Genomic DNA, 23,125 nt, shown 5'->3' with positions numbered 1-23,125 from the left:
GCGCATTGTTCGTCATGCTGATTGTTACGTCAGGCAAATGCGGGTCAGGCGACAGCGATATCCATGGCATTTTGCACGCTGGCGGCTCCGAGGGTTGCGTCCGCAAGGGCTGCGCGAAGTGCCTCAACAACCCGGTCGATGTCAGACACCGTCATCTGGACATAAAGCGGCAGTATTATCGTTTGCTGCTGCGCAGATACGCTTCGCATCAGGCTCGTGGCAGCGCGGTGGGAGCTCTCACCGGAATAGGCTTTCTCCAGATGAATGTTCATCACACCACGCCGGGTTGAAATACCCTGATCGAGCAGGGTCTGCATAACGGCCCGCTGGTCGACCGTATCGGGCAATCTCACGCAGAAGCTCTGCCAGTTGCTGCGAGCCCAGCGCGGCTCGACCGGCAGAGAAAGTCCGGCAATCGTCGACAGACGTTCGCAATATTGCTCGGCAAGACGTCTGCGCTGGGCAACCAGCTCCGGCAGCCGCCGCAACTGCTCACGTCCGACGGCCGCCTGAAGATCGGTCATCCGGTAATTGTAACCCAACTCGTCATAGTCTTCGAAGATGACCTGTTTCGAGCCGTGACGAACGGCATCGGTGACGCTCATGCCATGCTGGCGCCAGAGCCGGAACTTCCGGTCATATTCGGGATTGGTCGTCGTCAACATGCCGCCGTCGCCTGTCGTGACGACCTTCCTGGGGTGGAAAGAGAAGCAGGCAATGTCGCCATGCGCTTTGCCGATCTTTTCCCAACGCCCGTCCCACAGGATTTCGCTTCCCGTCGCACAGGCTGCATCCTCGATGACCGGTATCTGATGGCGCTTGCCGATCTCCACGATGGCGCGGAGATCGCAAGGCATGCCGAGTTGATGCACGCAGAGAATTGCCCTGGTGCGAGGCGTGATTGCCTTTTCGATCAGACTGGCTTCGATGTTGTAACCATCTTTTTCGATATCGACGAAAACGGGCACCGCATTGCAGTACCGAACCGCGTTTGCGGTCGCGATGAAAGAATGGCTGACCGTGACGACTTCATCACCGGCGGATACACCGACCGCCTTCAGGGCCAGATGCAACGCGGTCGTGCAATTGGACATGGCGCAAGCATGCGCGGCGCCCACAAAGGCAGAGAATTCACGCTCGAAAGCCGCGACTTCCGGCCCCTGCGTCACCCATCCCGACAGAATAACGCGGCGGGCAGCCTCAGCCTCTTCCTCCCCGAGGACCGGTTTGGCGACCGGAATTGTCGATTGAGATGAGCTCATGCTGCCTGCCCCCCTGCGTCGGTCTGCTTTTGCCACCAGGCAACGAGATCACGAAGCCCTTGCTCCATAGAGATCTCCGCCTTGAAGCTGAGGAGCCGTTCGGCCTTGCTGATATCGGCAAGGCGACGTGTTACGCCGTTGACTGTGCGGGCCTCTTTGTGTTGCGGTTCGAGTGAGGAACCCATAATGTCGCTCAGCATCTTCGCGAGTTCCAGCAGGCTTATTTCCTTGCCGCTGGCGACGTTGAACACTTCGTCCGTGACATCGCTTTTGGCGGCCAGAATGTTCGCGCGGGCGATGTCGCGTGCATCGACGAAGTCCATAGTCTGGCTACCATCCCCATAGATGAGGGGCGGCATCCCGGCCACCAGGCGTTCCATCCAACGGATCAGAACTTCCGTATAGGCGCCGTAAACGTCCATGCGCGGCCCGTAGACGTTGAAATAACGCAGCGCGACATAGCGCAGACCGTACATCTCCGCAAAGCTGCGCATCAGCCCCTCGTTGAATGTTTTCGCCGCGCCGTAGATCGTCCGGTTATTGTACGGATGATGCTCTTCGGTCGTTGGAAAATTCTCGGCAAGCCCCAGAACGGAGGCGGAAGAGGCAGCAACTACCTTCGATACACCCGCCTTGACGGCGGTTTCGAGAACGTTGAACGTTCCCTCCGCAAGGACATCGAAAGCCAGCCGTGGCTCTTCGGCGCATTGCGTGATGCGGATGGCGGCCTGATGAAAGACGACGTCGACGCCTTCGAAGGTTTTTGCCAGAAGCGCTCTGTCGCGGATATCTCCGTCGATGATCTTAACAGGCGCGCTTGCAATGGCCGAGCTGAGATTGTCCCGGCGCCCGCGCACGAAATTGTCGAGGACGATGATCTCGCGAGGTTTTTCCAAAGCGACAAGATCGGCAATATGCGAGCCGATCAGACCGGCACCACCGGTAATGAGCACCCGTTTGTCTCTCATGATCTTCCCTCACGCAACATGTTCGTCATCGGATCATTATCCGAACGCCAACGTATGAATTTCGCAGGTACACCTGCGGCGACTGAGAACGGCTCGACGTCGGAAACGACAACTGCTCCCGCTCCAACGATCGCCCCCTTCCCGATGGTCACGCCGGGAAGTATGGTCGCATTCGTTCCGATATCGGCCTCCGCGCAGATGCGTACCGGCTTGATTTCAAGATCCGTGCGAATGATCGGCACATCCAAGGGCAGTGCCGTGTGGGTCGAGCCAAGCACCTTGGCGCCAGGTCCCCATCCGACGGAATCCTCGATCACCAGATCGCGAGCGTCGAAATAGGCCATCGGCCCGATCCAGACATTGTCGCCGATCTTGCATCGGCCGTCGAAGCGACCCTGGATATAGGCCTGGGCCCCGATGAAGACCCCATTGCCGATCTCGAACGTCTCGGGATGTTTGAAGCCGGCACCGCCTGCAACCTGCAATCCTGTTCCACAGCTCCGCGCGATGGCTTGCCAGATGGCTTTTCGCATCAGAGTATCGATGACACCGTCACCGGCCGCGAAACGACCGTAGAGCTCAATCAGGCCAGCGCGCCCGTATGACTGCCTGAGTTCTTCAGCCAGTCCGGCTTGGTAGGCAGGGTCCGCCGGCCTTTCATGACGGCCGTGGACCGCCTGCACGATCCGGCCCTCGCCCGCACGATCAGCTGACATAGGCGTTCTCCAGCGCGGCGGCCACCTGGTCGACGTGCCACGCCGGCATCTCGGGATAGATCGGCAGCGAGAGAACCTCCCGTGCGGCGGCTTCCGAGATTGGGAAATCGCCGGCCTTGTAACCAAGGTCGGCATGGGCCTTCTGCAGATGAACTGGGATTGGATAGTGCAGCCCCGACTGAATGCCCTCCGCGGTCAATACGCGCTGAAGCTGGTCACGATCGCGGCTTCTGATAGCATAGACGTGATAGACGTGGCGCCGGTCGGTGATTTCGACAGGCGTCCTTAAATTCGCCGAACCGCCAAGCAGCAACGAGTAGCGGCGTCCATGGGCGCGCCGCGCTTCGGTCCAGGCTTCGAGATGCCGGAGCTTGATGCGCAGGATCGCACCTTGAATGGCATCCATGCGGTAGTTGAAGCCTTTCAGCAGATGGTGATAGCGCTGTTCCTGACCCCAGTCGCGCAGCATGCGCATCGTCTTGGCCTGATCGTCGCTGCTGGTGACGACGATGCCCCCCTCGCCGCAGGCGCCGAGATTTTTGCCGGGATAGAAGCTAAAGCAGCCGGATGTGCCGATGCTGCCGGCGCGCGCGCCTTTGTATAGCGCTCCGTGCGCCTGGCAGGCGTCCTCGATGACCGGTATCCGGTAGCGGTCGGCAATCGTTTTGATCGCGTCCATATCGGCCATCTGACCGTAGAGATGAACGGGAATAATGGCCTTGGTTCGGGGTGTAATTTTTGCCTCGAGTTGAGCCGGGTCCATCGTCAGCGTCACGGGCTCTACATCAACGAATACCGGTCGTGCACCTGCGTAGCAGATCGCCGATACGGTCGCGACGAAGGTAAATGGCACGGTGATGACTTCATCGCCGGGGCCGACGCCTGCCGCAAGAAGCGACAGATGCAGGGCACTCGTCCCGGTGTTGACGGCTATCGCATGTTTGACGTTGCAATAGGCTGCAAATTCCTGCTCGAGGCGACCGACCTCCTCGCCCAGTATGTATTGCCCCGAGGCCAGGACACCGAGCACGGCGGCGTCGATTTCGCTCTTGATGGACTGATATTGTGCCTTGAGGTCCAGGAACGGGATCATGCGATGAGCCTCGCTTCTTCAAGCTCGATGATACGGCCGCGCTGGGCGAGCGACCGGCTTGCAGCTTCAAGGATGCGAACGACCCGCAGTCCGGCCTGGCCATCCGTGATGGGCCGCGAATTCTGCTCGATGCAATCGACGAACTGATCCAGTTCGCGTTTCAACGCCTCGGTCATATCGAGCTTGGGCGCCCACATGTCGCCGCTGCGGTAGCCGACCATCATCTGATGCACCTTCTCGCCATATGCATCGGAATTGGGGCACATGGTGATGCCCTTGTCATAGACCTTGATCTTTTCGCTGGGCTCCAAATCGTCATAGACGATCATCTTGCTGCTGCCGCCGATCAGCGTGCGGCGGACCTTGACCGGGGCCAGCCAATTGACGTGGATATGTGCGATGAGCTTGCTCTCGAAGAAAAGCGTCAGATAGGCGATGTTCTCCGGCTCGCCGAGCACATGACTCATGCCCGTCGCGGAAACGGCTACCGGCCTTTCCTGCACAACATGGTCGAGGATGGAGAGATCATGCACCGCGAGGTCCCAGATGACGCTGACATCGTGCTGGAAGAGCCCCAGATTGACCCGAACCGAGTCGTAGTAATACATGTCGCCGAGGCCGCTTTCGACTAGTTCGCGCATCTTGCGGACGGCGCCGGTATGCACGAAAGTATGATCCACGGCCAGCACGAGGCGTCTACGCGCGGCCTCCTCGACCATCCGCGAGGCTTCGTCCGTCGTCGAAGCCATTGGCTTTTCGACGAAGACATGCTTTCCGGCCATCATAGCCTGCATCGCGAGCTTGAAATGGGTGAAGACCGGCGTCGCGATAGCGATGGCATCCACTCTCGGATCGCGCAGGACTTCCTCGAAATCATCGGTGATCGTCACTGCGGGGTAGCGGCTTTTGACAGCCGCTAAGCGTTCGACATTGAGATCACAGACTGAAATGAGTTGCGCGCCGGCCGCTTCCGAGATGTTACGAACCAGATTCGGACCCCAGTACCCATATCCAACAACGGCGATACCAATCATTGCACTTCTCCCAGCGCTTGCATGTTGACTGATCGGTCATGAACGCGACCGATGATCCTGGCCGGAACGCCGACAACAATGGCGCTGTCGGGCACATCCTTGGTTACAACAGCGCCGGCGCCGACCTGTGCGGCTTCTCCGATGATGACGCCAGGCAGAATGGTGGCGTTGCTGCCAATCGACGCGTGGCGCTTGACCAGAATAGGGATGACGGCCCAGTCGGCTTCGGTCTGCAGGCTGCCATCGAGATTGACGGCGCGCGGGTATGTGTCGTTCGTAAACATGACCCCGTGGCCTATGAACACGCCGTCTTCCAGCGTCACGCCCTCACAGAGGAAGGAATGGCTGGAGATCTTGCAGTCTTTTCCGACGATGACGTTCTTCTGAATCTCGACGAAGGTGCCGATGCGCGTTCCCGCGCCGATCGTGCAGCCGTATAGATTCACAAGATCCCGATGGTGGATGACGCAGCCGTCATCCAGCTTAACGTTTGATGCAATCATCCCTGCAAAACCCCTACTCCTGAACAAGCCCAGACTTTCGGTTGAAACAAACAATCGCTTGGTTGCGCCCAAGTTTTCACACCGACAGGACTAATATTTCTCTACACTTCAAGGAGAATTGTTTTCGTCATCCGAGTAAAGAAACAAAACGTTTAAGGTTATTCACCTAAAGGCGTATCTACTTATGACGACTTACGCCCTAGTTCATGCATCTACCGACATTAGTGGCGGGGTCATATTCCGCACCCCTTGCCGGACCTACGCCCGAGACACCGATTGTTTCCATGCGTTTAGTTGACCTCACCCGGAGTGCCGTGTAACGACGCAGACTATCCTGCCGGCAATATAGTATTATATAAGTCTACCTCAGATGTTCTTTTATATTTCGGCCTTACGATAGAAGTTGTGCGCCGCTTAGCCTATATTAGCTACTGTAACGTTCCGCGAATTGTGGTATTCGATTCCTACTTTAGAGTTTCCTAAACCCCCGTAATGAGAGGGGTTGGTGCTCGGGCCGTAGTGTGGCGTAACGTGTTTAGGGGGAGGGTGAAGCTGTGAATTCAGCGCTTATACCGAATTTGGACCTAAGGCAGGAAAACGTAGCCTTTCCCCTTAAGATCGAGAACAATTCGAACATACCTGTCGTGTCGGCAAGACAGACGCATTCGCTTGTTATTCTCGACAATCGTGAACTTGATCGGCAATGCCTGGCGCAATGCATGGCTGCCCAGAAGGCGGATTTGCAAATCCTGGCATTTGGATCAATTGAGGAGTGGAAGCAGAGGCGCGACGAATATCCTCCGCTTTCCGCGATCCTCCTGAACGTCGGCGGCAAAAAGATCGATGAACCGGCCGTTTCGGAGCAAATCCGGAAGCTTGCGTCGGAATTCGCATCAACGCCGCTCATCGTATTGGCTGATAGCGACGATTTCGGCCAGATCGTCAGGGCGCTTGAGTACGGAGCCAAAGGGTTCATACCCGCCTCAGTCAGCGTCAGTGTGTGTATGGAGCTGATCGCGCTGTCAGTGGCGGGCGGAATTTTCGTGCCTGCAAGCGCCCTGTTCGCCATGCGTCACTTGCTGGACTCGAGCAATTCGACCGCACGCCCGCTAGCCGGCATATTCACGGATCGTCAGGTCGAAGTCGTGGAGGCGCTCCGACGCGGAAAGGCGAATAAAATTATCGCTTATGAGCTCAATCTTCGAGAAAGCACCGTAAAGGTGCATGTTCGCAATATTATGAAAAAGGTCAAAGCAACGAATAGGACGGAAGTCGTATTCAAGCTCAACGACTTGTGCCAAACCAGTCTATCGGCGTGAGCGTGAATAAAGCGTTGTACTGATCAACCGTTGGGGCAAATCTTTTCGTATCTTGGAACGACCGTCTTGCTCAAATCACCCGGTGGGCGCAAATGCGTCACCGGGTCTTTTGATAGCGGGCGCGTCCGTTACGCGAACTAACCTGGGCCGGTCCTGCCTGTTCATGCCGCAACTCGCCGCCGGATGGAATTCAAGGCGTACCAGTACTTTGGCCCGATCGTTTGCTTGCAGACCAACTTGATCCAGGGCAACGAGTTCCGCACCTCAGGAGAAACCTCCATTGCAAAGCGCTGAATAGCCACGGCCGTAGCAATGTCGAAGTTGTTGAATGCGATGCCGGCTTGTTGAAGCGCCTTTTTTCCAAGATCTCTGGCTAGAAAACGTCGTATCACCTCATCTTTCTTGAGGCTATCCGCCGCATGGCTAAACAGGATATCAAAAGCCTTTTTTCTTTGGCGAAGGTCGGAGAGAATATTTTCTCCATAGTATTGCAGCGACATATTCGTAGCATGTCGGCGATACACTGCTTGATCATCATTGATGAAGCCTACGCCGGCATGTGACGCGAGCCGCAGCCACATTTCCATATCGCCGGCATGCGGCAGTTCCTTGTGATAGGCGCCGACCTGCTTTTGCAGCGCCGTCCTTACGACAGCTGTCGGCGTTGGAACGAGATTGCTTGCTCCACTCAACCTCATGAATTGGGGGCCGGACAAGATCTGCATGGGATGCACGTTATTGTCGCCGAGAGGATCAGCGCGCTTGCTCATCATGCAATCTGGCTCAGCTATGAGCGCATTCCCGAACGCGAACCCCACATCAGGATAATTGCGCATCAGCTCCGCCGAGCGGCCTAGCGCGCCCGGCAAAAGATAATCATCCGCGGAAAGAAGCAGGAATAAGTCACCGCCTGCCCAATCAATTCCCTCGTTATAGGTGGCGATGTGGCCCATGTTTGCCGCGTGCCGCCGATAGGTGACCCGCTTGTCCCGGGAGGCCAGGGCCATTCCGACTTCCGGCGTATTGTCTGGCGAGCAGTCATCCAGAATGAGCACCCGGACATCGACGCCCGCTTGCGACAGGACGCTTTCAACGCATTCCTCCAAGAAGTGCGCATAGTTATAGCAGGGAATTGCGACATCAACGCGTTGCAAACTAGTTCCTCCGTAACCACCGGGTCCCTCCTGGTTTGACAGATCTTCCGGGCGCGGCATCGTTTCATTATTGAGCGCTATTTGTTTTTCGATTCATTCTTGCGGAAATCGAGAGATGTTTTCGCCTGGAGTGCGGGGCCAGACATCCCCCACCGCGGACGAGCAAGGAGACGGGAGATGGCGGACACGGCAAGACGTTCGCCACTCATGGTTTGGCGCCGAGATAAGAATACGGGGAAAGCCTTGACAGCGCATATTGGCCGACCAGCTTTGCCACCGTACGCCGCCTGAGCGGAAAGCCGAAATCCTGCCAGATGCGCCAGCGGTCCCGAACCGGGAGAGACTTGAACCAGTGGTATGGCTGGTCGGTGAATGCGAGGGTCTTGCTGCCCATGGGGGCGGGTTCTCCAATTCGCTTGTAGTCGGCTTCCCAAGTCGTGCGGTAGCATACCGTCGCGGTCGGCTCGTGAGAGCGCGACAGCCCAGAGCATCGTATCGAGCTCCAATAGACAGAATCTCCTACTGGATAGAGTTCCCTCGGCATGTGAGCCCAGCGCGCGATGATCGGTAGCGACGGTCGGGTGAGAAATAAGCAGTTCGTATCTACGTGCGTGCGGCCGTCGCTCTTTGAGTCGTCGAACATGTAAGTGCCGTCCGCACGGTGCATCGAACGTCTCGATGTGCAAACCGCGGCACCGGTACGGCGGTGAAGCTCAAGCAGGCGCTGGATGTGGTCGGATCTGTACCAGTTATCCGCATCGAGAAACGCCACCGCGTCATAGCCCTGGGCGAAAGCGCTGAGGCTGCCGATCACGCGAGCCATGTTGCCCGCGTCGCCGTGAGCAATCGGCAAGATGAAATGCTTTGCGCGCCAGCGAGCGACGGTTGCGTTCGGAAACCCGTCGGCAACAAAGATGTGGTCGCATGCAACGGTTTGGTCGAGAACGCTCGCTCGGCACTGCTCGAGGAGCTCTTTTGGCTCCTTGTAGTATGGTGTAATAACAGCAACCCGCATAGTCCATGTCCCCAGTGTTTTGCGGCGATTTGCAGGTCCAATGGCCGCCGCTCTTTCTGCAAACCGCGATTTGGGCTCGGTTCATTGAAAGAAACCGAGCCGATTTGCGCTTCAACGTTGCTGTTCACGTCCCCAGGGGTGCGGCTTGCGAAACGGGAAGGCCGACGGCCGGGGGAGGCAGATGGGTGTAGGCCGTTCGCGAGGACTGGACACCAAGCGTGCTCTTGGCCCCGCCAGAAAGCTTCCACTCGAAATACGCGATCGTTTTCTCAAGCCCCTGTCGCAGGTTCACTGTCGGCTGCCAGCCCAGCTCCTGCTTTGCGCGGCTGATGTCGGGCTTGCGCTGCGTCGGATCGTCAATCGGCAGAGGCTTGTAAACGATGCTCGATTTCGATCCCGTCATCTCGATGACCATTTCGGCCAGTTCCCGGACCTGGAATTCTCCTGGGTTACCGAGATTGATCGGGCCCGTAACGCCGGCCGGCGTGCCCATCAGGCGGATGAAGCCCTCAATCAGATCGTCTACATAGCAGAAGGAGCGCGTTTGCGTGCCATTGCCGAAGATGGTGATCGGCTCGTTTTGAAGCGCCTGAACGATGAAATTCGAGACGACGCGGCCGTCATTGGTCTGCATGCGCGGCCCGTAAGTATTGAAGATCCGCGCCACGCGGATTTCCACACCATATTGACGATGGTAATCGAAGAACAATGTTTCGGCACACCGCTTGCCTTCGTCATAACATGCCCTCGGCCCTATGGGATTGACGCTGCCTCGATACTCCTCCGGCTGAGGGTGGACTGCCGGATCGCCATAAACTTCGCTCGTGGATGCCTGGAAGATCTTCGCTCTGGTGCGTTTTGCCAAGCCGAGCATATTGATGGCCCCGTGCACATTGGTCTTTACGGTCTGCACGGGGTCATGCTGATAGTGGACCGGAGATGCCGGACAGGCGAGGTTGTAGATCTCGTCGACCTCCACATAGAGCGGGAAGGTAATATCATGGCGGAGCACCTCAAAGCGAGGATCGTCAAGAAGATGCAGCACATTGTCGCGCGAACCTGTGTAGTAATTGTCCACACAGAGGACGTCATTGCCCTCTCGCAAAAGCCTTTCGCACAGGAATGATCCCAGAAACCCGGTGCCGCCGGTTACCATAATTCGCTTTTGTCCGTGCATTGTCGTGCTCCGTTGTTGACGGTTGCCTCGCGGAAGCGAGGATGTTTAGTAGGCTCCCCTACGCTTGAAGACCGCAGGGATTGTGCTGAGAAGAATTTGGCAGTCCAACCACAGCGACCGATTGTCGATGTAGAACTCGTCGAGTTGCTGCTGCAGCTCGATATCCGCATTGCTTCGCTCGGATATTTGCCAAAGCCCCGTGAGCCCCGGCGTGACGGAACGGCGCTTGTTTCGAAATTCGCCGTCCATAGCCAGGAGGTGATATTCCGGAAACGGACGCGGCCCGACGATGGCCATCTGGCCGGCAATGATGTTTGCCAATTGCGGGAGCTCGTCGATGCTCGAAGCGCGCAGCATATGTCCTATAACCGGAAGGATGCGCGGATCGTCCTTGAGCTTGAAGTGGCTCAACCACTCGGCACGCATGGTAGGGTTGTCTCGGAATAGTGCTTCAAGGCGCTGTTCTGCATCTTGGTACATCGTCCTCAATTTCAGGACGTGCACCGGCTTGCCGGACCGTCCTTCCCTGGTATGCCGAAAGAAGACGGGGCCTGGATCGATGGCATAGATTGCAGCCGCCGCAAACGCGATGAATGGGGCGACCACGATCATTGCAGGGATGGCGATGGCGAGATCGAGGATCCGGCGAACCAGATCCGAGTTAACCGAACTCCCACCGGTGGTGAGGCGAATGCCGATCTCTCCGCCGACATCCGCAGGTCGCAATCCGCTTACCTTGAGGCTCGGCGTGTCGGACAGCAAAATGACTTCGGCGAACTTCCGACGCATCACCGCCAAGTCGGGTCCAAGAGAGCCTGTGTCGCCCGCAATCACGGCAATGGATGGCCCGCCATCGGGCAATGCCTCCAAAGTATCAGAGGAAAAGGGCTCCGGCCTGATGCCATGCTGCCAGTGGTTCTTGAAATGGGCCACTAGAGCGGGAGTAAGGTTGCACCCCCCTATGACAACCGCGCGCTCCCCCCAGATTCCAAGTTTCCAGCACAGGCATCGTGCAAGCCAATGCACAAGTGGCTGAACAATCAGCCCGAGAGCGAGGAACCCAATAGTGGCAAGCAGCAGTCGTTCCCCCTCCGGCAGGATAATTGCTCCGAATGCCGTCAGGACAGCCACCTTGACGGCAGCTATGGTGCGCCGCCGCAGATGTTCGTGGTCATGCAACCGATATCCAGGGTAGAGGCCGGCCGATGCGTAGAGAACAATGGCAGCGAATGCTGCGATCGTGAACGTACGCTCCACCATCGTGCCCTCCGAACCACTGGGGAGAAGGGACAGGACAACAAAATAGGCAATCAAATAGCTTGCAATGTCGCCAGCGACCAGGAAGGACGACGTTGCAAGCCGAGCAAGCCGACGCCGTAGTGCGACGGGCATATTCAGCGCTGCCTGTGCAAAGGGATCGGCGGTCTTAGCTGCTATGGGCGGCACGGAACCTGCCGGAATCGTCCGCGACGTCACGTCATTTGTTGTGGATGCCTTCGACGGACCCGGTGTCATTGCTGGCGACGCAAATAGGGACATGATGGCTTTACACCTTTGCAGCTGCTTCTTTTGGCGCGCTTGATCCAAAAACCTTGTCTTCGATCGGAAACTTCCGAAGCCCCAGTCTCTGGAATGCGGTCAGTGAGATGAAGGTCGGCACGACGAGCGCATAGCGCCGCCACAGCCGTCGCGGCTCGCATAAAAGACGAAACGCCCATTCGAAGCCGCTTCTTTGAATGAACCTTGGAGCCTGCCGCTTGAGGCCGGCGTGGAAATCGAATGCGGCTCCGACACCGATGAGCATCGATGCTTCCAGGCTATCGCGCATGTGCGCCATCCAGAGTTCCTGCTTGGGACTGCTCAGCCCGACCCAAATGATATCGGCGCCCGACCGATTGAGCCGGTCTGCAATATCCGTTTCCTCCCGCGTCGACAGTTTGCGAAAAGGCGGCGCATAGGAGCCGACGATCCGTGCTTGCGGAAATTTTGCGAGAAGGCGCGCCTGGAGTTGTTCGAGCGTTTCGGCCGTTGCGCCATAAAGGAAGTGGCGCAAGCCCTTGGAGCTGCCGGCATCGAAAACGGATAACATGAGATCCGGTCCATAGACCCTGTCGCTTTCCACATGACCAGCATGTCTCAGTGCCCAAACAAGCGGCATGCCGTCAGGGGTTACGAGGAACGCCCGGTTATGTATCGACCGGAGTTCGGGATCATCTTGACAGCGGACGATGCCGTGTGCGTCGCGAACGCACACATATTCCTTCCTGCCGTCTTCGATCGCTTTTTGAATATATCCAGTCGCGCTTTTGAGATTGACTGCTGAAATGCGAACACCAAGGACATTCGTCCATCCTAAGGGACCCTTTGAATGAAGAACTGAAGCTTGGCTGGCGCCGGCTGTTTGCTTTCCCATGACCTACGCTTTCGCGATCGAAACTGTCATCAGAATATCCCGGCAGGCCGATTGCCTCCATACTTGCCGCTCCAGCTATTGGACGTAGAAGAGATTTCAACTTTACGTCTTATGCTGCGACCACGTACAATATTCGAAGTAAGTCTACGTACCCCTCAGCTTACCCTTTCGCTCCTTTTGATGACCGTGAGCCCGAAATAGCGCTTCGACCCGCGCGGAGCCGCAGAGCTATTCACTCCAGTGCGATCAAAGCTGGCGAGGTTTGAGCGCGAACAAAGTCAGGGAGGGAGATATCGTCAACCCAATAGGCGAGATGAAGGCCCCGGCTGACCAGCTTCGGAGATCTCCGACAGAACCAACCAGATGCCGAAAGATCTAAGTCCCAACGGCTTTGTGCCATCTAGTCATGAGGGAATTCATGAGCCCCGAGCAGGGGAACGCTTTGAGCAGCAGGATCTTCGAGCGGATCTGGCCGCGGCTTCGCCTTGACGTCGAAAGGCCTTCAGCTCCAGGCGATCGATCATTCGACGGCTCGCCACCAAGGCGTCGCGGTTTTCATGGCCTGTGGTTGTCTGATGCGTGAGGCCATCCCTCCGCCGAGGAAGGCTGAATCGCCATCGTGAAGTTCGCGGAACGCTTGGTGCAGAGGTGCTGAGACAGCTTGCTGCCAATAATATTGCTCGACCTCTTAACGGAAAACCTGCGCCACCCTACCAGATCTCTAGATCCTGATTTTGACGCGCATCCCTACATGGGCTACGCCTGCGAGCCCTCGAAGAGGTGCGAGTCGGGCAAGGGTTGGAGTTTCGCTTTGACGCCGGTCGCCACGCTCGTCTCGTCATATTCTTGCCAGCTGGGCCACCAGCAGCGCGTGCATGCCATGATTGAAGGGCGTCCGCCATAGCTGCGGACTTTTTAGCCGCGGAACACCCCTCGTCGCGGCGCCTCTTGTTACTCGGGCGGCGCGACTACGCTTCCGGTGTCCTCCCCAGCCTTCTGAAGATCTAGTAGACTGCCAAATTCCCCCCAACGCATGATCTGCGGATGTATCCTGAAGCTCTTGTCGTTCAAGTTGCCGCTGTAGCGATTGCGCGCAAATTGCACAAAACCAAGCCCAAGATCGGGAGCGTTGACATACGCTACAACGCCGCCATCACTGTCAACCGATACAATATTCTCCTCAATGCGATTAGGGCGTGCCCATGGCGGACGCCAACCCTTGCCGGTACCCTCATCAACGCGAAAAGCCGCGCCCGATCCGTGTGTGATGACGTTTCCCGCCGCCAGGTTGCTCCAACCGCCGTTGATACCTATCGCCGTGACGTTGCCCGAGAGCGTATTTCCCTCGATACGCAGTCCGCTCGCCTTCCCATCCGTATAGATCGCCCAGCTGATAGGAGACGGCCATTCGCTGGTATTCTCATATCCGGGAGGCCAGAACGTCCCATCGACCCTGTTCATGAGATGACCAGTCCCCGTCACCAGATTGGAGCGGATGATGCTGTTGAGAGGGTCAGCCTGCTCGCCCATCATCTTGATGGCGCCGCCATCTGCGGTCTGCTGATTGGCGTTACGGATCTCGTTATGCTCGATGAGAGCGTTATAGACGGCGTCGTTAGAACCCCACAGCGAACCGCCGGCGATTCCGAACTGCGCCGTGTTTTCGATCAGGTTGTCGGCGATCCTGACATTGTCAGCCGCCTGGAACCATATTCCGGCGGTTTCAATGTAAACCTTTCCGATGTCATGGATATGGTTTGAAAGGATCCTGCAGCCGTTCGACTTGCCGAACGTGCCATAATTTGTGCCGACGTAAATCCCGTTGCCAGCCACATCCGCAATCACATTGCCGGCAATCAACGCATCCTTGCTTTCCGTCACATGGACCCCGACGCCGACGTTTTCGATGCTGTTGCCGAGAATCTTGACGCCATCAGCGTGTTCGATCCGTATGGCGCCAAATCCTCTGGTTTCCGTATAGAATTTGCCGCTGCCTTCCGGAGCTCCATCTCTAAACTCGAGCCCTGATACGACCATCCCATTGGCCCCATCCAACTTGAAGAATGTCGGCAGAATGCCGGCGACGACTACGGAATTGGGTAACGACTGATCGACAGGGATATAATGGAGCTCGCCCGCCGCAAGGTCGTACCACCACTCTCCGGGAGCATCGAGCAAGGCCTTGGCTCCGGTCAGGAAATAGCGGCTGCCTTCTGCGGTAAAGAAATAACCGGTGCCTTTCGTATTGACAGTCCGGCGGGCGGCATCGATGGATACAACTGGGAGCGTATCATTGCCCCACTGGCTTCCGGGTTGATAGCCTCCAACGATGTCCACGACCAGTCCACTTGTATCATCCACTGCCGGAAGATCGCCGGCATGGAAACAAAAGCGCGTGTTTCCTTCCCACATGTCGATGGCAGGATTGCACTTTGCGGCAAACAACCATCCCTTGCGTGGATCACCATCAGCGGGAGCGTTAGGGAATCGAGCCCGAGTTTGGCGCATCCCATTGACGAAAAGGTCACCGACCGCTTCATCCGGCGGCAATTTCAGCGGCGCCGTCCAGCGACCATCGGCCTCCTGCGCCCAGTTGCGCACGCGTTGCCCACCATGCAAAATCGGCGCCTCATCGCATCTTGCCGTGACGATCAAGCCCTTATCGCGGGAGTCAAAGACGATTGGCCGAGCAAGGTAGTAATCGCCTTTTCCCAGCGCGATTGTGTTGGTGCCGCCCTTCTCACGGGCAGCATCACGGGCTCTTTCGATGCTGGCGAAAGGACCGTCGCCACCCTGCTGATTTGCGGTCGGAAGGAGGCCACTCCAGGTGTCCTTACCATCGGGAGAAACGTAAAATATCGTCCGCGCTCCGGTGCTGCTGCTCAAAATGTCGCTTAAAGAAGTCCCATCCAACTTGGCTGACATAGCCGCGGAACCTTCCGCGCAAGTCGCCTCCCTGACGAGCATCTGCAGGCGCTCTGGCGCATCTATCTCTGTCTCAACGGGACCCGGATTGCTGGACTGCGGAAAGAGCATGACAGCCAAAATGCTCAGCATCAGTCCAAAACGCCGCCTCATGATGTCTGCAACCCGCTCGTAAGGCCACGCTTGGGCACCTGCCAAGATGGCGAATGGCTGATCGAAACCACGGGCGCGTAAAGCGAAAACATGATGATAGCTGTGGTAAACAGGATGAAAATGGCGTCATTCTGAACGAAAAAAATGCTTTCGGTCAGGTTCATCACCAAAATCATGATCGTCAGGACATTGAGCCAGAGCCACCCGTACTGCGGGTCATGACATTGAAGGAACCCGCCCTGGCGGATCGCATAGGGAACCATCAGAACAAACGGAATCATTCCCATGATTCCAAAGCTCAATAAGATATCGCGGTATCCATTATGCGCGTGGGGCGCCGGCCAGCCGATCTTTGACCAGATTTGCGTCGCTTCTGGGTTCGCATCTGTCCAGAAAGCCTGGTAACCATAGCCAAGCAACCAACGATCGGATATTTCGCGATCAACCAGCTCCCATAATGGCACCCGACCCGTCAAAGTCGCGTCCTTGCCGAGCGCTTCGAGGGCCGGAACCAGAAATTCGTGAAGCGAAATCAGAATGCCGATAGACAGCTGAACGAATAACAGGACAATGACGACGCGGCCAACGCTGCTGCTTCTTTGCAACAGGGAATAAAAGCCGATCAGGCAATAGGCCACTGACGTTGCAATGATCGCGGTCATTGATCCGGAGCTTGCAAGGCAGATGACACCGGCCACCAACAAGGTGAACGCGGTTCGCCGCAGGCCGAACGTCCCGTCGATCAGTACGGCCGTCGCCGCCAAGATCATCAGAGACGCGTACCAGCCGAGCACGTTCTTGTGAATGAAGACGCCCCGCATAGCACCATCCGGCATACTGGCGAGGCTTGGTGACACCACGGCGATAACCACACTGAGGGTGATACAGGCTCCGAGCATTACAAATAACAGGAACAGCAGCTGCCTTGGTGTGAAACGTATCGCCAGGACATAGGAAAGAAGCACGCAAAACAACAGGCCGATTGCACGCCTCAAAGTCGATGAAGGTCCAATCGACCACAGGGTAGACAAAAACGGCAAGGCAAGCATCAGGGGAACAATCAGATTTCGCCTGAGCGCCGTTAGAAACTCCGCAAAATTGCGTATCACGATCACGGCTGTAAATACATATATAGGAATGCAAGGAAGACGAAGTATGGATTTGGCAGATTCGCTGAGCGTTCCGTCCGCATCTGCCATGATAAGCGGCAGAAAGGCGCCGGTCTGAAGAAAAAGCGAAATGCCAGCGCCCCAGCATTCTATGGTCCGCCAACTGATGGTTGGTCCGCCGGCAGTTCTGAGGCTATCTACTCCCATTATCCGTCCCGACTGAGTTGAACAGACAAGCGACTATCGATCGCGGCAGATCAAAAACCGAGTGTCGGCGTTCGTCACTGCGCTGTACCCAAGCAATCATCCAGCTACATCCGCGGTCAACCTGTCCTAGTGAAGGGCGGGCTACGTCTAATGCACCCTGGCTCCACCCAAAGACGATGTTGCGCTTAAGCTTTCAGCCGATATTTACCCAAAAGGCGGGTCTTCATGTCCGCGCATTGCCCTTAAGAGCAGGTGTTGCGCTTGTCCGTTCATCGGTACCGTGGCGATGAATGTCTTATGAAGCGTGGTGGGGAAGCCGCGGTTCCACTGCAATGAGGCAACAATTCTGACAGAGTCTAACTCTGCAGTCGAAGCCTGGAAGGTTAGGATTGCTATGTTTCTGCGTCATGATCCTAGTTCTCTATGCCAAACGACGGGCGCTCTACTCGTCGTGGCATTGTCAGCAGCGATCTCATCGGCTCTGCGCGAAATGCTGTTCCGCCGACAAGGTATCTTGGATGTCACCATTCCAAACCGCGATGGCTGCGCAAAGGGCGACCTCTTAAGCAAAGTTGCGCTGCACAGCGGTGCATCGCGGCAGCCCGCCTGAGAGCGCGTCATGGAGCGGCCCGCCCTCAGTGTTCTTATCAATAATTACAATTACGCCCGCTTCGTCGGGCGGGCGATAGACAGCGTGTTGAGCCAAGACACACGCAACGTCGAGATCATCGTCGTCGATGACGGCTCGACCGATCAGTCGCGATCTGTTTTGGAAGCGTATGACGACCGAGTAAAGGTGATCTTTCAGAAGAACGCAGGACAGGCCGCCGCGATCAATACCGCTGTGCGAGCAAGCGCGGGCGAGATCCTCTGCTTTCTGGACGCCGACGATTGGTGGGCGCCGAGCAAGCTGTCGGCAACGGCCGCAGCGTTCCGCGCAAACCCTCACGCATCGCTCGTCTATCACCGACTGCAGCCAACCCTTGTCGATGGCACGCCGACTTCCAAACCGATCCCTCGAAGCCTGTGCTCGGGCGCTTTGTCGCCGCGACTCACCAGATCGGCTGGCTGGTGGCCTTTTCCGATGACGTCAGCCATCGCGGTACGACGTAGCGCATGGAATGCAGCGGGCAGCATTCCCGAACAGTTCCGCATATCAGCCGATGCCTGGCTCGTGGGGATCTATCCGTTTCTGGGGGACGTCATTGCCATGTCGGATCCACTTGGGTTCTACCGCATCCACAATAACAACTGGTATCGCTCGACCGAGGATGCGACCACACTAAGGAGGCGGATGACGCACTGGCAGCAAACCGTTGAAGCAACGAACCTGTTTCTCTCAACTCATAAGCTGCCGGCAAGACTACATCTGACGGATCACTATCCCTATCGCGTCGCGTCGGCAAAGCTGCAGGGAGCCGATGCACGCACCCGGTTCAAGCTTGCGGTCGAAGGCCTCTTCTTTGCCGGCGAACCGAACCTGCTCAGGCGGACGCGCGATAGTTTGCGCTCGGCACACGGCCTGTCACGGCTCGGTCTGGACGCCGGCTTGTCGGAGGCAGCGGAATGAAGGCGCTGCTATTGGTTTCCGAACTGGAAGATTATACCATCGCGTTTGCCAGCGGCGTTGCCCAACACCTAGACGTTGTGCTTGCCGTGCCGCGCCGGCGCTACGCACATCTCGCCTCTTCCATCGATCCAGCTGTCGATCTGCACCTTCTGGACTGGCCGAGACACCGTTCTGTCTCCAATCCCTGGTTTCTGTACCAGCTTACGCATCTGATCCGGCGGGAGCGGCCGAACCTCATCCATCTCCTCAGCAATTCGACACTTTGGCTGAACCTCGCCGCGCCGTTCTGGCGCCCTATCCCGCTTGTGACGACCGTTCATGACGTGGAAATCCATCCCGGCGACTCCGATACGCGTACGCTGCCCGGCTGGGCCCCCGAATTGATGGTGAAGCAATCGGGACATCTTGTTGTCCACGGTGAGGGACTGAAGCGGCTGGCCGTCGATCGATATTCAAAATCGCCGGACTGTGTCCATGTCCTGTCGCATCCCTCGATCCTTCGCTATGCAGAGCTCGCCCGGCGACAGAAGATGGCGCCGCGCGAAGCGGATGGAACTATACGCGTCCTGCTCTTCGGACGGATTTTTGCCTACAAAGGCCTGGAACATCTGGTCCGGGCCGAGGCGATGCTCAAGGACGTACTTCCCAACCTGCGCATCACGGTCGCAGGACGTGGCGACAATCCGCTTATCTTCCAGCCGCTCATGGGGGATGCCGGCCACTACGACATTCGCAATCGTTTCATCGAGGATGCAGAGGTCGCCCAGCTTTTCCTGGACACCGACATCGTCGTGCTTCCCTATACGGAAGCATCCCAAAGCGGTGTGCTCAACCTTGCGGCCGCATTTGGCAAACCGGTCATCGTTACGGATGTCGGCGAGTTGCGAGGCACCGTTCAGCCCAACGGGCTGGGAATGGTGGTCTCTCCCGGAGATGCCAAAGAGCTCGCGGCAGCAATCAGGACATTGGCAGACAACGGCGAGCTTAGAAACAATTTCGGTGCCAATGCGCTCGAATGGGCACAAGGACCGAATTCGCCTGAACGGGTCGGCGCCCAAGCCGCGGCTGTTTATCGGGAGGTGGTTGGGTCATGCTGATGGAGGCCCTCACGGACAGAAGTCGAATGGCAGCACGGAACGCGGCTAGCGTCCGCCACTATGTTCCGGGCGGCTGCGAGAACGGCGGCGGAATTGGCAGGCTGATCGGCTATATAACAGAGACCGCGAAAGAGACCGGAACGCAACATTTCGTCACCGATACCAGAGGGGCTCGATGGTCCAAGGTGGCATCACCCGCACGCCTGCTCGCCGCCATCCTGACGATGGCAAAGGACCGGATTGTTGCGCCCGCTCGCATTCACCATATCCATATCGCCGGCCGCGGCAGCACCTCCCGAAAACTGATCCTGACCGAGGCTGCCCGTTTGCTCGGGTGTTGCCACATATTGCACCTGCACGATTACGACTATGCCGGCGACTTTGCGCAACGCTCGCCGCGCCAACAACGGCTCATACGTCGGATGTTTCAAAATGCCGATTGCGTTGTGGCGCTCGGCCAGCGCGATCGCATGACGCTGACGACGCTGCTGGGCGTTGACGAGCACCGCACGGTCGTTGCCCATAATTGCGTCCCCGACCCTGGGTCGCACGATATTCGCGTCGGTCAGATACCGTTGATCGTATTCCTTGGCCGGTTGAGTGAACGCAAGGGGGTCAGAGAGCTTCTGTTGGCGCTGAGCCACCCGGTCATGAAAGAACTCCAGTGGCGGGCTGTACTTGCAGGCGACGGACCTGTCGAGGATTATCGCCGTCAGGCTGACGCCATGGCGCTTGCAAATCTGGTAGAAATGCCCGGCTGGCTTGACGCCGGTGAGGCGCGAGCCCTGTGTGCGCGTGCAGATATACTGGTCCTGCCTTCGCACGCCGAAGGTCTGGCAATGGCCGTGCTCGAAGGGCTGTCCCACGGTCTCGCCGTCGTCACCACGCGTGTCGGGGCGCATGACGAAGTCATTACCGACGGCGAAACCGGCATCTTCGTCCCGGTCGGAGACCAGGATGCCCTGGCTGCAGCCCTGGCGAAGCTGGTGTCCGATCCAGAAATCTGCATCCGCCTCTCGGTCCAGGGGCGCACACATTATCTCAACCATTTCAGCATGAGGGCCTATATGCGGTCGCTCGAGAAACTTTACGAAACCGTTTCCGCGAAAACTCAAGCAATGGTTGGCGCACGATGACGATTTCCACTGTTCCGCCGGACCGCAACCTTCCCATCTCGCCGATGCGCTACGACCCTCGCTTTCAGGTGGAGACCAAGGCGGACAACTTGGATCTGGGATCCGTCTTCCGTCTCGTACGGCGAAGAATGATCATGATCATCGCGATAACCGTTCTGCTCATGGCGCCCGCGGCGATTATGATCTTTGGGTTGGAGCCCACCTACCAGGGCTGGGCCCGGTTAATTGTCCACCAGCCCCTCGCAACATCACTTGATGCTGAAGATGCCAGCCACAGTGATCTGCTTGACGCGAAATCGGAGACTGAACGGCTTCTATCCAGAAGCATCGCAGAGCGAGTTGTCCGCGAACTGCATCTTGAAGTGCGGAAGGAATTCAATCCAGCGCTGCGGGAGATCTCGCTCATTGAAAGGGTCCGGGCCACGTTGCGCGGCCTGTTCGACACAAAAAAAACTACCCCGCCTGATCGGAACAACATCAACGCCATCATCCCGGAATATTTTAGGGCGCTCGGCGTGTGGCATGAAGATAAGAGTGACGTTGTCCAGATCAGCTTCAATTCGACTGATCCTCTACTGGCAGCCGCGGTTCCGAACCGGATCATCAGCATTTACCTCGATGAACGGAAGGGCAGTGTCGATGCCCGCCTGGAGGCAGCGGGAGAATGGATCCGACAGCGCATCACCGAACAGCAGGCTCGCGCGGACATTTCTCGCGACGCTGCCCGCAACTACCAAGAATCGATGGACGTCGTCTCGAAAGAGGACGCTCAGGAGGAACGGATCAAGTCATTTCTAGAGCTCACTGGCCGGGAAGGGAAAATCGAAGAAAGCCGCGTTGAGGTAGAGGGGGTGATATCGGCGCTGGAAGCAGCGGATAAAGCTTCGGTCGTCGCACAGAATATCGTCGTCCCCGATAGCATTGCCATAAAGCAACGCGATCTTCGCGGACAGGAGCAGGATCTCGCCCGTCTTCTTGAGACATATGACGGCAATGCCGAGGCCGTGGTGGATTTACGTGGCGAGATCGAAAAATCCCGTGCCGATCTCGACCTTGCGACCACGCAATATCTCCAGACAATGCGCGCGAAGCTCACCGCACTTGATCATGAAGCTGAAGGAGTACAATCCCGGTTGGTTGTTGCTCAAGAAAAACGCATACGCGATGCGCTGGTGCAGACGGAGTTGTCGCGACTGCAGAAAATCGCCGAAAAGGAACAAACGGCACTCGACAAGCTTGAGAACCAGCGCCGTGACCTCGCCGCGAAGGCCATGCTGCCGGGGGCGGAATTGGAAGTTTTATCACCGGCTACAGTGCCGCTCGCGCCGCAGGGACGTGGACGGCTTTTCTATCTGGTGGGCGCCCTCCTGGCTGCAATCTCGGGAGCCGTAACGGCTGCTTTCGTGATCGAGATGTCGGACCGGACGGTCCGGAGTTTCGACCAAGTAACTGCAATGGCGCGCACGATACCGGCTGGACTTATCCCGCGTCTGGCGCGGTGGGAAAATTCGAAAACGATGTTCGAACATATGCCGGTCCCGATGTTTGACGAAGCAATCCGTACCGTGGTGCTTTCACTCAAGCAGTCCAATGGCGGCAAGTCGCCGAGCAGTATCGTCGTTACCTCGGCCCACAGCGGGGAAGGCAAGTCGCTTGTCGCGAGATCGCTGGCTATCGAACTTGCCGCCGCCGCAATTCCGGTGCTGCTGGTCGATGGCGACCTTCGGCGGGGAAAACTCGATTCGTTTTTCAGGTCGGGGTTAAAGTACGGACTGAACGAATTCCTGAATGGTCAGGCCGATCTCCGCGACATCATCTACCGCCATCCATGCGGTATCGACTTCATTCCATCTGGAAGATTTAGTCTCCAGCGGCGCATCCGTTCGAACGGCCTGGCGGAAATCATCGAGATGGCGGGCGCGGCTGGCCAGATTGTCATCTTCGACAGCGCGCCTGTGCTCGCCTCGGCAGATACCGTGCATTTGACTGCCCTGGCGGAAAGAACACTGGCGGTCGTTAGATGGGGAAAGACGAGCCGCCGCGCGGTCGAGTTCAGCCTGCAGCAAATGAAAATCTCGAGAAATTCTGAAATCGTTGTCGCGATCAACAATGTAAATCCCGCAAGGCACGCGTTGTATAATTTCAGTGACTCGGAATTGTTTTCGAAATCACTGATGAAATACTACAGCTTAAAGGGAGCGAATACTTAAAATATAAATCAATAAACTCTCATTTGTGTGATATTGTACGAAATATACAGCATCATCCGCTTCT

18 protein-coding genes are annotated in these 23,125 nt (G+C 57.2%); 5 read left to right on the top strand and 13 right to left on the bottom strand.

What is annotated here, in order from left to right; genetic code table 11:
* Nucleotides 1-44: 44 nt before the first annotated feature.
* Genes BS629_RS02640 through BS629_RS02615 form a run of 6 tightly spaced genes read right to left on the bottom strand, consistent with a single transcriptional unit; the run spans nucleotide 45 to nucleotide 5,576 of the window.
* A complete protein-coding gene (locus tag BS629_RS02640) occupies nucleotides 45-1,262 on the bottom strand; it encodes a DegT/DnrJ/EryC1/StrS family aminotransferase (protein ID WP_018247115.1) in 1,218 nt (405 codons plus the stop codon).
* Nucleotides 1,259-2,230: an NAD-dependent epimerase/dehydratase family protein gene (locus BS629_RS02635; RefSeq protein WP_018247114.1), complete on the bottom strand. Its 972-nt coding sequence runs from the start codon at nucleotides 2,228-2,230 to the stop codon at nucleotides 1,259-1,261. The genes BS629_RS02640 and BS629_RS02635 overlap by 4 nt, the downstream gene beginning before the upstream one ends.
* Nucleotides 2,227-2,946, bottom strand: coding sequence for an acyltransferase (locus BS629_RS02630; protein WP_018247113.1), 720 nt, complete (start codon nucleotides 2,944-2,946; stop codon nucleotides 2,227-2,229). Before BS629_RS02630 ends, BS629_RS02635 begins: the two co-directional genes overlap by 4 nt.
* Complete coding sequence (locus tag BS629_RS02625; RefSeq protein WP_018247112.1) at nucleotides 2,936-4,039, bottom strand: DegT/DnrJ/EryC1/StrS family aminotransferase; 1,104 nt, start codon at nucleotides 4,037-4,039, stop codon at nucleotides 2,936-2,938. Before BS629_RS02625 ends, BS629_RS02630 begins: the two co-directional genes overlap by 11 nt.
* On the bottom strand, nucleotides 4,036-5,073 hold the full coding sequence (locus BS629_RS02620) for a Gfo/Idh/MocA family protein (RefSeq protein ID WP_018247111.1): 1,038 nt from the start codon (nucleotides 5,071-5,073) through the stop codon (nucleotides 4,036-4,038). Before BS629_RS02620 ends, BS629_RS02625 begins: the two co-directional genes overlap by 4 nt.
* Nucleotides 5,070-5,576: an acyltransferase gene (locus BS629_RS02615; protein WP_077987931.1), complete on the bottom strand. Its 507-nt coding sequence runs from the start codon at nucleotides 5,574-5,576 to the stop codon at nucleotides 5,070-5,072. The genes BS629_RS02620 and BS629_RS02615 overlap by 4 nt, the downstream gene beginning before the upstream one ends.
* A 554-nt stretch (nucleotides 5,577-6,130) precedes the next feature.
* Between BS629_RS02615 and BS629_RS02610 the strand changes: the two genes are divergently transcribed.
* Nucleotides 6,131-6,895, top strand: coding sequence for a response regulator transcription factor (locus BS629_RS02610; RefSeq protein ID WP_018247109.1), 765 nt, complete (start codon nucleotides 6,131-6,133; stop codon nucleotides 6,893-6,895).
* Between the two features lie 161 nt (nucleotides 6,896-7,056).
* On the opposite strand, the gene BS629_RS02605 is transcribed toward BS629_RS02610, so the two are convergent.
* The 7 genes from BS629_RS02605 to BS629_RS02575 form a co-directional block, all read right to left on the bottom strand.
* Complete coding sequence (locus tag BS629_RS02605; RefSeq protein WP_018516556.1) at nucleotides 7,057-8,049, bottom strand: glycosyltransferase family 2 protein; 993 nt, start codon at nucleotides 8,047-8,049, stop codon at nucleotides 7,057-7,059.
* Between the two features lie 205 nt (nucleotides 8,050-8,254).
* The gene (locus tag BS629_RS02600) at nucleotides 8,255-9,064 is read right to left on the bottom strand and encodes a glycosyltransferase family 2 protein (RefSeq protein ID WP_018247107.1); all 810 of its coding nucleotides are present in this window, start codon (nucleotides 9,062-9,064) and stop codon (nucleotides 8,255-8,257) included.
* Between the two features lie 124 nt (nucleotides 9,065-9,188).
* Nucleotides 9,189-10,241, bottom strand: coding sequence for a UDP-glucuronic acid decarboxylase family protein (locus BS629_RS02595; RefSeq protein ID WP_018247106.1), 1,053 nt, complete (start codon nucleotides 10,239-10,241; stop codon nucleotides 9,189-9,191).
* Nucleotides 10,242-10,286: 45 nt separating this feature from the next.
* The gene (locus BS629_RS02590) at nucleotides 10,287-11,780 is read right to left on the bottom strand and encodes a sugar transferase (RefSeq protein ID WP_018247105.1); all 1,494 of its coding nucleotides are present in this window, start codon (nucleotides 11,778-11,780) and stop codon (nucleotides 10,287-10,289) included.
* Nucleotides 11,781-11,787: 7 nt separating this feature from the next.
* On the bottom strand, nucleotides 11,788-12,654 hold the full coding sequence (locus BS629_RS02585; RefSeq protein ID WP_077987930.1) for a WecB/TagA/CpsF family glycosyltransferase: 867 nt from the start codon (nucleotides 12,652-12,654) through the stop codon (nucleotides 11,788-11,790).
* 951 nt (nucleotides 12,655-13,605) lie between these two features.
* Nucleotides 13,606-15,732, bottom strand: coding sequence for a right-handed parallel beta-helix repeat-containing protein (locus tag BS629_RS02580; RefSeq protein WP_018247103.1), 2,127 nt, complete (start codon nucleotides 15,730-15,732; stop codon nucleotides 13,606-13,608).
* Nucleotides 15,729-17,048, bottom strand: coding sequence for an O-antigen ligase family protein (locus tag BS629_RS02575; protein WP_018247102.1), 1,320 nt, complete (start codon nucleotides 17,046-17,048; stop codon nucleotides 15,729-15,731). The genes BS629_RS02580 and BS629_RS02575 overlap by 4 nt, the downstream gene beginning before the upstream one ends.
* Before the next feature lie 619 nt (nucleotides 17,049-17,667).
* Between BS629_RS02575 and BS629_RS02565 the strand changes: the two genes are divergently transcribed.
* The 4 genes from BS629_RS02565 to BS629_RS02550 are packed head-to-tail and all read left to right on the top strand — an operon-like array spanning nucleotide 17,668 to nucleotide 23,061.
* Nucleotides 17,668-18,618 (top strand): glycosyltransferase family 2 protein, encoded by a 951-nt coding sequence (locus tag BS629_RS02565; protein ID WP_018247101.1) that lies wholly within the window; start codon nucleotides 17,668-17,670, stop codon nucleotides 18,616-18,618.
* Entirely contained in the window at nucleotides 18,615-19,715 is a 1,101-nt protein-coding gene (locus BS629_RS02560) for a glycosyltransferase family 4 protein (protein WP_018247100.1), read from the top strand. Before BS629_RS02565 ends, BS629_RS02560 begins: the two co-directional genes overlap by 4 nt.
* Nucleotides 19,709-20,851: a glycosyltransferase family 4 protein gene (locus BS629_RS02555; RefSeq protein WP_018247099.1), complete on the top strand. Its 1,143-nt coding sequence runs from the start codon at nucleotides 19,709-19,711 to the stop codon at nucleotides 20,849-20,851. Before BS629_RS02560 ends, BS629_RS02555 begins: the two co-directional genes overlap by 7 nt.
* A complete protein-coding gene (locus tag BS629_RS02550; protein WP_018247098.1) occupies nucleotides 20,848-23,061 on the top strand; it encodes a GumC family protein in 2,214 nt (737 codons plus the stop codon). The genes BS629_RS02555 and BS629_RS02550 overlap by 4 nt, the downstream gene beginning before the upstream one ends.
* Nucleotides 23,062-23,125: the final 64 nt, after the last annotated feature.

This window comes from Rhizobium leguminosarum bv. viciae USDA 2370 (assembly GCF_002008365.1).
GTDB lineage: Bacteria > Pseudomonadota > Alphaproteobacteria > Rhizobiales > Rhizobiaceae > Rhizobium > Rhizobium leguminosarum.
This window is presented reverse-complemented; position numbering and strand designations above follow the sequence as displayed.

What these genes read in the sequence shown, in the direction of transcription:
- BS629_RS02620 (WP_018247111.1), bottom strand. Translation starts at nt 5,073, where the DNA reads ATGATTGGTATCGCCGTTGTTGGATATGGGTACTGGGGTCCGAATCTG.
- BS629_RS02625 (WP_018247112.1), bottom strand. Translation starts at nt 4,039, where the DNA reads ATGATCCCGTTCCTGGACCTCAAGGCACAATATCAGTCCATCAAGAGC.
- BS629_RS02585 (WP_077987930.1), bottom strand. Translation starts at nt 12,654, where the DNA reads ATGGGAAAGCAAACAGCCGGCGCCAGCCAAGCTTCAGTTCTTCATTCA.
- BS629_RS02590 (WP_018247105.1), bottom strand. Translation starts at nt 11,780, where the DNA reads ATGTCCCTATTTGCGTCGCCAGCAATGACACCGGGTCCGTCGAAGGCA.
- BS629_RS02565 (WP_018247101.1), top strand. Translation starts at nt 17,668, where the DNA reads ATGGAGCGGCCCGCCCTCAGTGTTCTTATCAATAATTACAATTACGCC.
- BS629_RS02640 (WP_018247115.1), bottom strand. Translation starts at nt 1,262, where the DNA reads ATGAGCTCATCTCAATCGACAATTCCGGTCGCCAAACCGGTCCTCGGG.
- BS629_RS02615 (WP_077987931.1), bottom strand. Translation starts at nt 5,576, where the DNA reads ATGATTGCATCAAACGTTAAGCTGGATGACGGCTGCGTCATCCACCAT.
- BS629_RS02560 (WP_018247100.1), top strand. Translation starts at nt 18,615, where the DNA reads ATGAAGGCGCTGCTATTGGTTTCCGAACTGGAAGATTATACCATCGCG.
- BS629_RS02595 (WP_018247106.1), bottom strand. Translation starts at nt 10,241, where the DNA reads ATGCACGGACAAAAGCGAATTATGGTAACCGGCGGCACCGGGTTTCTG.
- BS629_RS02600 (WP_018247107.1), bottom strand. Translation starts at nt 9,064, where the DNA reads ATGCGGGTTGCTGTTATTACACCATACTACAAGGAGCCAAAAGAGCTC.
- BS629_RS02630 (WP_018247113.1), bottom strand. Translation starts at nt 2,946, where the DNA reads ATGTCAGCTGATCGTGCGGGCGAGGGCCGGATCGTGCAGGCGGTCCAC.
- BS629_RS02580 (WP_018247103.1), bottom strand. Translation starts at nt 15,732, where the DNA reads ATGAGGCGGCGTTTTGGACTGATGCTGAGCATTTTGGCTGTCATGCTC.
- BS629_RS02575 (WP_018247102.1), bottom strand. Translation starts at nt 17,048, where the DNA reads ATGGGAGTAGATAGCCTCAGAACTGCCGGCGGACCAACCATCAGTTGG.
- BS629_RS02555 (WP_018247099.1), top strand. Translation starts at nt 19,709, where the DNA reads ATGCTGATGGAGGCCCTCACGGACAGAAGTCGAATGGCAGCACGGAAC.
- BS629_RS02635 (WP_018247114.1), bottom strand. Translation starts at nt 2,230, where the DNA reads ATGAGAGACAAACGGGTGCTCATTACCGGTGGTGCCGGTCTGATCGGC.
- BS629_RS02550 (WP_018247098.1), top strand. Translation starts at nt 20,848, where the DNA reads ATGACGATTTCCACTGTTCCGCCGGACCGCAACCTTCCCATCTCGCCG.